The organism is Rhizobium sp. NZLR8 (assembly GCF_019685025.1).
Classification (GTDB): Bacteria; Pseudomonadota; Alphaproteobacteria; order Rhizobiales; family Rhizobiaceae; genus Rhizobium.
Genome location: NZ_JABDVY010000005.1, coordinates 325,505 through 337,562 on the forward strand (window position 1 = coordinate 325,505; position 12,058 = coordinate 337,562).

Genomic DNA, 12,058 nt, shown 5'->3' on the forward strand with positions numbered 1-12,058 from the left:
TCTCGTGGCCCGTAAGGGCGAGGAAAAGGCTGTTCCACCATGACCAAAGCAAAGCGGCAACCCGTTGCCATTTCTATTCCTGATCGCCGAGATGCGGCACTGACGCTCGGGCCAGCCCTCCTGGTGTTCGCATTCGGTTTTCTGTCACCGTTAATCAATCTGGCAATCGAAAGCTTGAAGGAGTTTACGCCGGGGCGCGTCGGCTCCGTTGAAAATGCCGCGGCAACGGTCCAAAACTATTACGAGCTTGCAAACCAGGCGTTTGCGAGTGTCCTGATGACGACCTTCTGGATCGGTGGAGTTGCCGCGATCATCGGTCAGCTTGTGGCATTCCCGCTGGCCTACTTTATCGTGCGGCGCATTTCCCCACGGATGCGCGCGCTCACCCTCGGCTTTTTGATTACGCTTGTTCTATCCAGCGTCCTGATCAAGACATACGCGATCGAACTGACCTTCGGGTCGGTCGGCATCTTCCGACCCCTCCTCCTGACACTTGGCTTTTCGCCCAACAGCCGCGAATATATTAATATCGTCGTTACTGCGGGTCTGGTTCACTCGATTATACCGGTCGCAACGCTCACGCTGATTGGCGCGATGCAATCGATCGATCCGCGTCTGCTCGATGCAGCCCAGTCGCTCGGCGCGCCGGGATGGAAAGCCCATCTGTCGATCACACTTCCCCTGAGTTTCCCGGCTCTGATCTCAAGCACGCTTGTCTCGCTGACTTTCGCGATCAGCGCCTTCGTCATTCCCATGGTGCTCGGGAGGGGCCGGGTGCTTTTCATATCGAACGTCATCTACACCCGGTTCAGCGATATCGCCAACTATCCGAGCGGCGCGGCGATCTCGCTCGTCATGCTTGCCGCAGCCTTGGCGGTCGTCGCTGTCATAACGTTTGCGCAGGCCTGGAAGGTTTCCCGATGAGCAGACAGTCTCTTGCAGCGCGAACCGGAGACCGGATCGGCGTTTCCCTCGCCTACGGTGTCATCGGCCTTGGATTGGCGTTCCTCGCCATCCCGTTGGCGATAACATGCCTCATGGCTTTCGACGCCAGGACCTACCTCGGTCCACTGCCGCCACCTGCCTTGTCGCTTCACTGGTTCGAACGGCTCGTCTCCCAGGCGGATATCCTTACCAGCCTACGCACCAGCCTCATTTTGGCGGTACTCACGACGGTTCTGTCCGTCACGGTCGGAACTGCGGCGGCTGTCGGCCTTGCCCGGGGCAATTTTCCAGGAAAGGCAGCGCTGACTTCGGCCTTTCTCTCGCCACTCATCGTTCCGCCGGTCGTCATTGGATTCGGCCTCCTGCTTTTCCTTTCCAAGGCCGGTATTACAAATGGTATGGCGCGCCTGCTTCTCGGCCACGTGATCGTGACGTTGCCCTATTGCATAAGGACCAGTCTCGCCAGCCTTCTCGGCAGCGACCAACGATTGACGGAAGCCGCAATGGTTCTCGGCGCCACCGAGCGCCAGGCCTTCTGGACCATTACCCTGCCGCTCATGCGGACGGGCGTTGTCACCGGTGCGATCTTCGCCTTCGCAATTTCTATAGATGACGTATCGATCAGTCTCTTTCTGAGCGATCCGTCCGCAACGACCTTGCCTGTTACGCTGGTCAGCAACATGCGCGCGGCTTTCGATCTGACGATCGCTGCGGCGGCCGTGGTCCTGATTGCCGTCACCGCGTTGCTGATCGTTGTGCTGGACCGTGTCGTCGGCTTCGACACTGTCGTCGGCCAGGGTTTGTTTCGTTCATGAGGACAATACGATGATTTCTGCCGTGGAATTTCAAGGGGTCAGCAAGCGCTTCGGCGAAACGGTCGCCCTCGGTAATGTCTCCTTCTCGGTGAACCCAGGTGAAACAATCGCACTGCTTGGACCGAGCGGTTGCGGCAAGACCACCATTCTTCGGCTCATTGCCGGGTTCGAGCGCCCCGACAAAGGCTCGATCTTGATCGACGGCGAGCCGATGGCCGGATTGAAACCCTATGAGCGCAATGTCGGGCTGCTGTTCCAGCACTACGCTCTTTTCCCGCATATGACCGTCGAACAGAACATCGGCTATGGACTTCGCCATCGCAACCACCCGCCGGGGCAAATACCTCGCCGCATTGCCGAGATGCTCGAGCTCGTCCGACTCGTCGGTTTCGGACAGCGGCGGCCGCACCAGTTGAGCGGCGGCCAGCAGCAGCGTGTTGCGCTTGCGCGGGCGCTCGCCACCCATCCAAGCCTTGTTCTTCTGGATGAACCCCTGTCGGCCCTCGACGCCAAACTTCGCCATGAGCTGCGCACCGAATTGAAAGATGTGCTCGCCGCGGTCGGCTCGACCGCGATCGTGGTAACCCACGACCAGGAGGAGGCGATGAGCCTGGGAGAGCGCATATTCGTGATGAACCATGGAGCAATCATGCAATCCGGCAGGCCGGATGATGTGTATTGGCGTCCAGACTCGCGTTTCGTCGCGGATTTCATGGGGCGGACGAATTGGATTCGTGGCTCGATTTCGGCCGCAGGCGGAACGGCTCGCAAGTTTCGTTCCGAATCCGGCTGGGAGTTTCCGGTCGCGTCCGCCGGAAGCCTTTCAGGTGCCGCCGAGATTTGCGTGAGGCCGGAAAACGTCGAGATATCATCCGGTGTCCCGGGTGCCGGGGCGGCCATGCCCGGACGCATTGCCGACGTTGTGACACTCGGTGCCTTCAGGCATATCGTTCTGGACCTCGTCAGTGGCGACCGCATAATCTCGGCTTGCCCGAACCGTCCAGACATAGCCTTCGCGCGAGGGCAGGCGATCAGCGTTTCCATTCTCCCCGAGGCATGCGTTCTCTTCGCGCGATAAACTGTTATTGACGGGGCGCAGCTTGCACTGCGCCCCGGCTAAGGATCGCCAGTTGCCGGAAGAACATGGTTCGTCCAATATCCGCTTATAGGCAGAGAGGCCCTCAGCACTCGAGCGCCCCAAACTATGGAATGCGGCTTCTGATGCTTGATCTTGATTCCTATCTGCTTCGTGCATTTCTGACCGTCGCGGAGATCGGCACCGTCAATGGAGCTGCCGTCAAGCTGAATAGAACGCAGGCGGCCGTAAGCATGCAGATCCGCAAGCTGGAGGAGCTTGTTGGTGTTACGCTGTTTTCGCGTTCGTCAAAAGGCCTCGAGCTCACGAGCCATGGGCAGATCATGCTGGCTTATGCCCGCGAAATGGTCGCCCTCAGCGACGAGGTCGAGAAAAGGCTGACAGGCAGGATGATCGAGGACCGCATTCGCCTCGGCGTCGTTGAGGACTTCGCAGCTGGCCACCTGATCGACATTCTTAGTGACTTCAGAGCCCAGAACCCGAAGGTCGAGATCGACATCATTGTCGAGCCGAATCGCCGCCTCGCCAGCCTGTTTGAAGACAGGAAGCTGGATCTGGTGGTTTGCGACATCACCTGCCTCTCACGAAAACCGAACCTGATCTGGACCGAATATTTGATGTGGACGGTCAGATCCGACTTTGTGGCGGACGCGGAAAAACCGCTTCCCATCATTATGTTCGAGGAGGAGTGTCCCTGGACGCTTCCGACGCTTGCGGCTCTGTCCCAGCGGAACATCAAGTGGAAGACGGCATGCGTCGCATCGACGCTCGTGGCCATGGCGACCGCGGTTCGCGTCGGTATTGGTATCGCGCCAATGATGCTCACGACAAAACCGGAGGGCTGCCGGACACTTGACCGATCGGCGGATCTGCCCGGTCCGGTGCGCATCGAGATCGGTCTGTATGCTCAGTCCGAGACGGCCGAAGGCGCGCGCTACCTTGTGGACTTCATTTCGCGGCATACGGCCATATTGTCCAGCTAGAGCCTTTCCTGGTCAGATTGAAGCATTCTGCCGGAGCAGGTTTTCGTCAGGGCAGAGGCGATTGGCGGGGGGCATACCCCTTGGTACGTCCGAGCCGTTCGCCTCTGATCCAGGCTAGAGATGCCCGGCCCACCAGACGCATCGCTTCAGCCAACAGAATGATTCAATCTGGAAAGGCTCTAGGAGCGTTCAGCTTCCATTATATCGGGTCAATTTAAATCCCTCTACCGGAATGGCGAGCGAAGCCCCACAGTGATCGGAAGGGTCGACGGCCCAATCTCAAGCATTCATGGAAGTCTGCGAATACGATAATGGGGCAAGCCAAAGTTGACGAAACTCTCCTCGCAAATGCCGCCTATCTGCCCGGCCAGGTCGCAAACCTCACGAGGGGAGCGAGCGTGACGGCGCAAACCAACGAAATATTGGAGCGCATCAATGACATGCTGCTACGCGAAGGTACCGACAAGTCAGAGATCATTCTCGCCAACATTTGGCTCAGGGACCTTGCCTCATTCGAGGAAATGAACAGAGCCTGGGATGCTTGGATGCCGGATAGCGGAACGCCACGGCGGGCAACGTTTGAGGACAAGAATCTCCCGCCGATGTGCGCCATACGTATTGACATAGCCGCGTCGCGAAAGAGTGAGGCCGGGCAAATTTGAGCCGCCCGCGTTCGTCATCATGCTTTAAGGTCGGATGACGCAGACATTGGCCTCATAGGCGCAGGGATCGTCCTGCACTGCAATATCGATAACCTTCGCCTTCGGTGCCAGTTGGTCAGGCCGTGCTGTGGGATAGAAACCATAGCCGTCGCCGCCGACATAGGTTCCGCCATCAGCCTGATAGACATAGGAAGAGCCGGCATAGGTGTCGCCGCCGTCATAACCCAGGGGCTCGGGTGAGCCGATGACGAAATTGCTGCGCCCGACGCGATTGGTCGCCGCCGATGAAAACTGCTTCAGGAACGGCATCCTGTCTCTGCCGGCCCGACGGCCATAAGCATGATCGAAACGGATACCGCGATCGCGCCAGTTCACGCGTTCGCCGAGAAACAATCCGCCGTGGAAAGCGTGACGATGGCCGGGAAAGCGATGATCGTTATGCCGGTCGCCGGCCGCGGCCGGGAATGCGGCAAGCGCAGACAGGGCAAGCAGGGTGACTGCGGACAGGTTGCGAAACATGGATGCTGGCCTCCGGAATTCCGATCGTTAACAAATCGTTAACGCCAGATTGCGCCAAAAGCCGAAGCTTGTCCATTCAGGCTGCAGAATCGGCACAAATATTGAGCGGAAAAGACCAGTTTCTTTAGCCTGCAAACTTCCAGGTGACGCGAATCGATTAAATTAAAAGCCGACAGCGATTGTGCTTGTCGTCGGCGTTCCTGGTGATTAAACGTCGCAATTGATGCAACGCACACAGAGAATTTGTCATTCGTGTGGTTGACTGAGCATGCTCCGAAATCCGGGAGCGCAGAAAGCCGCCGCGAGGTTCTGATGGCGAACGTGACAAATAACCGGCCCCTATCGCCGCATCTGCAAATTTACAAACCTATTCCCACCATGGTCATGTCTATCGTCCACCGCATTACCGGTGGCGCGCTCTATGTCGGCACGCTGCTGGTCGCCTGGTGGCTGATCGCAGCGGCAAGCGGCCAGGGTTCCTATGACTGGGCCAACTGGGTGCTCGGCAGCCTTGTCGGCAAGCTCGTGCTGCTCGGCTATACTTGGGCGCTGCTGCACCACATGCTCGGCGGTTTCCGCCACTTCATGTGGGATCTCGGCTACGGCTTCGGGAAAGAATTCTCGACCAAGCTCGCCATCGCCAACATCATCGGGTCGCTCTGTCTGACCGTGCTGGTCTGGGTGATCGGCTTCCTCATTCGCTTCTGAAGGTCCTCTCATGGATATGCGCACCCCCCTCGGCAAGGTTCGCGGGCTCGGCTCCGCCAAGGACGGCACGGACCATTTCTGGCGCCAGCGACTGACGGCCGTCGCCAATGTTCCGCTGATCCTGTTTTTCCTCATCTTCCTGCTCACCTATGCCGGCGCGCCCTATGCTGACGTGGTTCGTGCACTTTCGAACCCTTTCGTCGCGGTCATCATGGGGCTAATGGTGATCTCCGGCGTTATCCATATGAAGCTCGGCATGCAGGTCATCATCGAGGATTACGTGCATGGCGAGTTCGGCAAGATCGCGCTGCTGATGCTGAACACGTTCTTTGCGATCGTGATCGCCGGCCTCTGTCTGTTCGCCATTCTGAAAATCGCATTCGTAGGATAAGCTCGATATGGCACCGACCTCACCCGCCCAGAACGGCAAGGCCTACAAATATATCGATCACTCCTACGACGTGATCGTCGTCGGCGCCGGCGGCGCCGGGCTGCGCGCCACGCTCGGCATGGCCGAGCAGGGGTTCCGCACGGCCTGCATCACCAAGGTATTCCCGACCCGCTCGCATACGGTCGCCGCCCAGGGCGGCATCGCCGCCTCGCTGCGCAACATGACGCCCGATAGCTGGCAGTGGCACCTCTATGACACCGTCAAGGGTTCCGACTGGCTCGGCGACGTCGACGCCATGCAATATCTGACCATGGAAGCGCCGAAGGCGGTCTATGAGCTCGAGCATTACGGCGTGCCGTTCTCGCGCAACGAGGAAGGCAAGATCTATCAGCGCCCGTTCGGCGGCCACATGCAGAATTACGGCGAAGGCCCGCCGGTGCAGCGCACCTGCGCCGTTGCCGACCGTACCGGCCACGCGATCCTGCATACGCTCTACGGTCAGTCGCTGCGCAACAACGCCGAATTCTTCATCGAGTATTTCGCGCTCGACGTGATCATGTCGGAAGACGGCAGCCGCTGCACCGGCGTCGTCGCCTGGTGCCTCGATGACGGCACGATCCATCGTTTCGCCGCCAAGATGGTGGTGCTGGCGACCGGCGGCTACGGCCGCGCCTATTTCTCGGCAACCTCTGCCCATACCTGCACCGGCGACGGCGGTGGCATGGTGGCGCGTGCCGGCCTGCCGCTGCAGGACATGGAATTCGTCCAGTTCCACCCGACCGGCATCTACGGTTCGGGCTGTCTGATCACCGAAGGTGCGCGCGGCGAAGGCGGCTATCTCGTCAACTCCGAGGGCGAGCGCTTCATGGAGCGCTATGCGCCGTCGGCCAAGGACCTCGCCTCGCGCGACGTCGTTTCGCGCTGCATGACGTTGGAAATCCGCGAAGGCCGCGGTGTCGGCAAGAACAAGGACCACATCTTCCTGCATCTCGACCATCTCGATCCGGCCGTGCTGCACGAACGGCTGCCGGGTATTTCCGAGAGCGCCAAGATCTTTGCGGGCGTCGACGTCACGCGCGAGCCGATCCCGGTTCTGCCGACCGTTCACTACAATATGGGCGGCATTCCCACGAACTATTGGGGCGAAGTGTTGAACGCCGACAGTGCCAATCCGGAACGGATCATCCCCGGGCTGATGGCGGTCGGTGAAGCCGGCTGCGCCTCGGTGCACGGCGCCAACCGCCTCGGCTCCAACTCGCTGATCGACCTCGTGGTCTTCGGCCGCGCCGCTGCGATCCGCGCCGGCGAGGTGATTGATCGCGCAGCGCCGATCCCCCATCTCAATGTCGCAGCCTGCGACAAGATCATCGACCGCTTCGACGGCCTGCGTCACGCCAGCGGCGGCACGCCGACGGCGGAACTGCGCGAGAAGATGCAGCGCGCCATGCAGGAAGACGCGGCGGTGTTCCGTACGCAGGAATCGCTGGAATCCGGTTGCCGGCGCATCTCTGCGATCTGGCAGGAAATGCGCGATATCAAGGTCACCGACCGCTCGATGATCTGGAATTCGGATCTGGTCGAGACGCTGGAGCTGCAGAACCTGATGGCCAACGCCATCACGACGATCTACGGCGCCGAGGCCCGCAAGGAGAGCCGCGGTTCGCATGCGCGCGAGGACTATACCGAGGGTGCATTCGCCGGCCGCGACGACGTCAACTGGCGCAAGCACACGCTTGCCTGGGTGAACGAGGCAGGCGCCGTGAAACTCGACTACCGGCCGGTTCACACCGAGCTTATCGCCGAAGGCATCGATCCGCACAAGATCGAGCCGAAGGCTCGCGTGTACTGATCTCAAGAGGAACCGGACATGGTTGAACTCGCTCTCCCCAAGAATTCTCAGATGCGCGAAGGCAAGGTCTGGCCGAAGCCGGCCGGTGCCAAAAACACCCGCGAATTCCGCGTCTACCGCTGGAGCCCGGATGACGGCCAGAACCCGTCGATCGACACTTTCTACATCGATGTCGACGATTGCGGGCCGATGGTGCTCGATGGCCTGCTTTACATCAAGAACAAGATCGATCCGACGCTGACCTTGCGCCGCTCCTGTCGCGAGGGCATCTGCGGATCCTGCGCGATGAATATCGACGGCACCAACACGCTCGCCTGCACCAAGGGCCTCGACGATATCAAGGGCTCGGTGAAGATCTATCCGCTGCCGCATTTGCCCGTCGTCAAGGATCTGGTGCCTGACCTTACCAACTTCTATGCCCAGCATCGTTCGATCGAGCCGTGGCTGAAGACGGTGTCGCCGGCGCCAGCCAAGGAATGGAAGCAGAGCCACGAGGACCGTCAGAAGCTCGACGGTCTCTATGAATGCATCCTCTGTGCCTGCTGCTCGACCTCCTGTCCGAGCTACTGGTGGAACGGCGACCGCTATCTCGGTCCGGCCGTTCTGCTGCAGGCCTATCGCTGGCTGATCGACTCCAGAGACGAGGCGACCGGCGAACGTCTCGACAATCTCGAGGACCCGTTCCGGCTTTATCGCTGCCACACGATCATGAATTGTGCGCAGACCTGCCCAAAGGGTCTCAACCCGGCCAAGGCGATCGCCGAAATCAAGAAGATGATGGTCGAGCGCCGGGTCTGACCAGCATGCATGCCGTTGGCGGATGAGACGCCTTAGATCTCGAAGCCGTCACGAAGATCAGGTCGTGGCTCGCCTTGGTGCGCGCACAGGGTATCCGTATTGGTACCGGTGCGAGCGTTATTCCGAGATATTGCGGGAGTTCGACAGGGATCCGGACAGAGATCAGCGCGCCCAACACCTTGCTGACAAATTCTATGTGCAGGAAGTTTTGCAGCGGGACAGTTGAACTGTATCGTTTTTTGGTTAGTTGTTGTCACGGGCAATTTATGCGGCTCGACTTGATTAACCAAAGCGAATTACGGTAATCGGACTTGTCTCACGCCCGTTTCTCTGCGGCGCTAGCCGAATTCAGGAGTATGATGATGCAGTTGCGATATGCGATGACAGGTCTGGTGGTTACTCTCGCGCTAGCCGGTTGTCAGCGTACGGCATATGATTACAACTCCGGCTCGAATGCCGGGCCGGCGCCGCTGACGGCGCAGCCGATTCCCTCGGTGCAGGGTGGGCAGCTTCCGCCGGTCAACAGTTCGCAGTTTCCAGCTGCGCCGGCGACGACGGCGCCGATGCCGGGCGCGCAGCCCGGCGCAATGGCCGCAAATGCGCTTGATGTCACCAAGGAATCGATGGTCGGAAGCTGGCGCGTCAATGGCAGCTGCGACATGTTCTTGACGCTGACCAATCTCGGCAGCGGTTCGCGCGGCGGTACGCGCGGCTGCGTCGGCGAGTTGACGGCGATGGGCTCCTGGGAGGTTGCCGGCAAGCAGGTGCTGCTCAAGGACCGTTCAGGCAATCAGCTCGGCAGCGTCTACAAGACGGCTGACAACCGCTTCCAGGGACAGACCAGCACGGGCCAGCAGATCAGTCTCAGCCGGTAAAACGAATCGGCGCGGTAGACGAACCGGCGCGGTAAACCACCGGCGGGCCTCCGCCGATGTCTGACAGGCGGATATGCCCTCATGCAGCCAATGCCCGATTATGCGCTCAGCGTCTGCGAACAGCTTAAAGCCCTGACCGCATCGGGCGCGCTGCAGGTCGACTCCGCCCAGATGGACGTGGCAAAGAGCTTGGATCGGGTGCTGGCCGGGCTGAAGCAGCGGCGGCCAGCGGCAAAATCGAGCGCACTTGGCTGGATGTTTGCCGCCAAGAAGAAATCCGCCGACGGCATCAAGGGGCTTTACATCCACGGCAGCGTCGGCCGCGGCAAGACCATGCTGATGGACATGTTCTTCTCGATGGCGCCGTGCAGGAAGAAACGCCGGGCGCATTTCCACGAATTCATGGCGGATGTGCACAATCGGATCGCGGCGCACCGGCTGAAGCTGAAGAACGGCGAGACGAAGCAGGCCGATCCGATGCCGCCGGTCGCCGCAGCCCTCTACGAGGAAGCGGAACTGCTCTGCTTCGACGAATTCACCGTCACCGATATCGCCGATGCGATGATCCTGTCGCGGCTATTCTCCGAGCTTTTCGCGCGCGGATGCGTGCTGGTCGCGACGTCGAACGTCGAGCCCGACAACCTCTACACGGATGGTCTCAATCGCGGCCTCTTCCTGCCCTTCGTCGCCCTTCTCAAGCAGCATGTCGATGTCGTCACCCTGGGTTCGCCGACCGACTACCGCATGGAGAAGCTGAGCAGCCAGCCGGTCTATCTGGTGCCGATCAACGATCATAACGACATGGCGATGGATGCGTCCTGGACGCAGGCGCTGCATGGGCGCAAGGCGCAACCGCTGGACATTCCGATGAAAGGCCGACACATCCATGTGCCGCTCGCCGTCGACCGTATGGCGAGGTTCTCCTTCGCCGATCTTTGCGACAAGCCGCTCGGGGCGGTCGACTTCCTGGCGATCGCCGAGCGTTACGATATGGTCTTCGTCGATCACATTCCCTTGCTCGGGCCGGAAAAGCGGAACCAGATCAAACGCTTCATCATTCTGGTCGATACGTTCTACGATCATGCCGTGCGGCTCTACATTTCCGCAGCGGCGATGCCGGAGGAACTTCTGGTGCATCGCCGGGGCACCGAGGGCTTTGAATTCGACCGCACCGCATCGCGCCTGTTCGAGATGCGCAGCGCTGAATATCTCGCACTGCACCATGAAAAGCGCGCCGCCGAGTAACAATCCGGTGAGATGATATCTTACGTTTACGTAAGAATTTTAGTATCTAAACGATTGAAATTGCTACATCAAAATTAATGAGTTGCCATTTTCGGGCTTTGGGTCTATGCGATTGCGTCATTGGGCTGTGCCTTGCTGCGCATCGCTCGACGAATTTGATCGCAAAGGAAACAGCGAAATGGCGCGTAACAAGATCGCACTCATTGGTTCTGGCATGATTGGTGGCACGCTGGCACACCTCGCCGGCCTGAAGGAACTGGGCGACATCGTCCTCTTCGACATCGCGGACGGCATTCCCCAGGGCAAGGGTCTCGACATCGCACAGTCCTCTCCGGTCGAAGGCTTCGACGTCAACCTGACGGGCGCCAGCGACTATTCCGCGATCGAAGGCGCCGATGTCTGCATTGTCACCGCCGGTGTCGCCCGCAAGCCGGGCATGAGCCGCGACGATCTTCTCGGCATCAACCTCAAGGTCATGGAGCAGGTAGGCGCCGGCATCAAGAAATATGCGCCGAACGCTTTCGTGATCTGCATCACCAACCCGCTCGACGCCATGGTCTGGGCGCTGCAGAAGTTCTCCGGCCTTCCGGCCAACAAGGTCGTCGGCATGGCCGGCGTTCTCGACTCGTCGCGTTTCCGTCTTTTCCTCGCCAAGGAATTCAACGTGTCCGTCCAGGACGTCACCGCTTTCGTGCTCGGCGGCCACGGCGACACGATGGTGCCGCTTGCCCGCTACTCGACGGTCGGCGGCATTCCGCTCACCGACCTCGTCACCATGGGCTGGGTCACCAAGGAACGCCTCGAAGAGATCATCCAGCGCACCCGTGACGGCGGCGCCGAAATCGTCGGCCTACTGAAGACCGGCTCGGCCTACTATGCGCCGGCCGCCTCGGCGATCGAGATGGCCGAATCCTACCTCAAGGACAAGAAGCGCGTTCTGCCCTGCGCTGCCCAGCTGACCGGCCAGTACGGCGTCAAGGACATGTATGTCGGCGTTCCCACCGTCATCGGCGCCGGTGGCGTCGAGCGCATCATCGAGATCGACCTCAACAAGACCGAGAGGGAAGCCTTCGACAAATCCGTCGGTGCCGTTGCCGGTCTCTGCGAAGCCTGCATCAACATCGCGCCTGCCCTCAAGTAGTCGACGCGCTGAAGTCATCAAACAGGGATAA

The 12,058-nt window shown here is 60.0% G+C and carries 13 protein-coding genes; 12 read left to right on the forward strand and 1 reads right to left on the reverse strand.

Going from position 1 to position 12,058, the window contains the following annotated elements; translation table 11 throughout:
- Nucleotides 1–39: 39 nt before the first annotated feature.
- The 5 genes from HJB89_RS14585 (at nt 40) to HJB89_RS14605 (ending at nt 4,501) form a co-directional block, all read left to right on the forward strand.
- Nucleotides 40–924, forward strand: a complete 885-nt coding sequence (locus HJB89_RS14585; protein ID WP_207582109.1) for an ABC transporter permease — start codon at nt 40–42, stop codon at nt 922–924.
- Complete coding sequence (locus HJB89_RS14590; RefSeq protein WP_221150117.1) at nt 921–1,760, forward strand: ABC transporter permease; 840 nt, start codon at nt 921–923, stop codon at nt 1,758–1,760. Before HJB89_RS14585 ends, HJB89_RS14590 begins: the two co-directional genes overlap by 4 nt.
- Nucleotides 1,761–1,770: 10 nt before the next feature.
- Nucleotides 1,771–2,838 carry an ABC transporter ATP-binding protein gene (locus tag HJB89_RS14595; RefSeq protein ID WP_207582107.1) on the forward strand — a complete coding sequence of 356 codons (1,068 nt, stop codon included), beginning with the start codon at nt 1,771–1,773 and terminating at the stop codon, nt 2,836–2,838.
- A gap of 131 nt (nt 2,839–2,969) precedes the next feature.
- Entirely contained in the window at nt 2,970–3,839 is an 870-nt protein-coding gene (locus HJB89_RS14600; RefSeq protein ID WP_207582106.1) for a LysR substrate-binding domain-containing protein, read from the forward strand.
- 308 nt (nt 3,840–4,147) lie between these two features.
- Nucleotides 4,148–4,501, forward strand: a complete 354-nt coding sequence (locus HJB89_RS14605; RefSeq protein WP_207584395.1) for a RidA family protein — start codon at nt 4,148–4,150, stop codon at nt 4,499–4,501.
- 24 nt (nt 4,502–4,525) lie between these two features.
- On the opposite strand, the gene HJB89_RS14610 is transcribed toward HJB89_RS14605, so the two are convergent.
- Complete coding sequence (locus tag HJB89_RS14610; RefSeq protein ID WP_221150118.1) at nt 4,526–5,020, reverse strand: hypothetical protein; 495 nt, start codon at nt 5,018–5,020, stop codon at nt 4,526–4,528.
- A gap of 312 nt (nt 5,021–5,332) precedes the next feature.
- On the opposite strand from HJB89_RS14610, the gene sdhC reads away from it, so the two are divergent.
- From sdhC to mdh, 7 genes are all read left to right on the forward strand, one after another.
- A complete protein-coding gene (gene sdhC / locus HJB89_RS14615; protein WP_221115488.1) occupies nt 5,333–5,728 on the forward strand; it encodes a succinate dehydrogenase, cytochrome b556 subunit in 396 nt (131 codons plus the stop codon).
- A gap of 10 nt (nt 5,729–5,738) precedes the next feature.
- Entirely contained in the window at nt 5,739–6,119 is a 381-nt protein-coding gene (gene sdhD / locus HJB89_RS14620; RefSeq protein ID WP_007632532.1) for a succinate dehydrogenase, hydrophobic membrane anchor protein, read from the forward strand.
- Nucleotides 6,120–6,126: 7 nt separating this feature from the next.
- A complete protein-coding gene (sdhA, locus tag HJB89_RS14625) occupies nt 6,127–7,968 on the forward strand; it encodes a succinate dehydrogenase flavoprotein subunit (protein ID WP_207582103.1) in 1,842 nt (613 codons plus the stop codon).
- Between the two features lie 18 nt (nt 7,969–7,986).
- Nucleotides 7,987–8,766, forward strand: a complete 780-nt coding sequence (locus HJB89_RS14630) for a succinate dehydrogenase iron-sulfur subunit (protein ID WP_007632536.1) — start codon at nt 7,987–7,989, stop codon at nt 8,764–8,766.
- A gap of 362 nt (nt 8,767–9,128) precedes the next feature.
- Nucleotides 9,129–9,641: a protease inhibitor Inh/omp19 family protein gene (locus tag HJB89_RS14635; RefSeq protein WP_221115490.1), complete on the forward strand. Its 513-nt coding sequence runs from the start codon at nt 9,129–9,131 to the stop codon at nt 9,639–9,641.
- Between the two features lie 81 nt (nt 9,642–9,722).
- A complete protein-coding gene (zapE, locus tag HJB89_RS14640) occupies nt 9,723–10,886 on the forward strand; it encodes a cell division protein ZapE (RefSeq protein WP_221115491.1) in 1,164 nt (387 codons plus the stop codon).
- Between the two features lie 178 nt (nt 10,887–11,064).
- A complete protein-coding gene (mdh, locus tag HJB89_RS14645) occupies nt 11,065–12,027 on the forward strand; it encodes a malate dehydrogenase (RefSeq protein WP_207582100.1) in 963 nt (320 codons plus the stop codon).
- Nucleotides 12,028–12,058 lie beyond the last annotated feature (31 nt).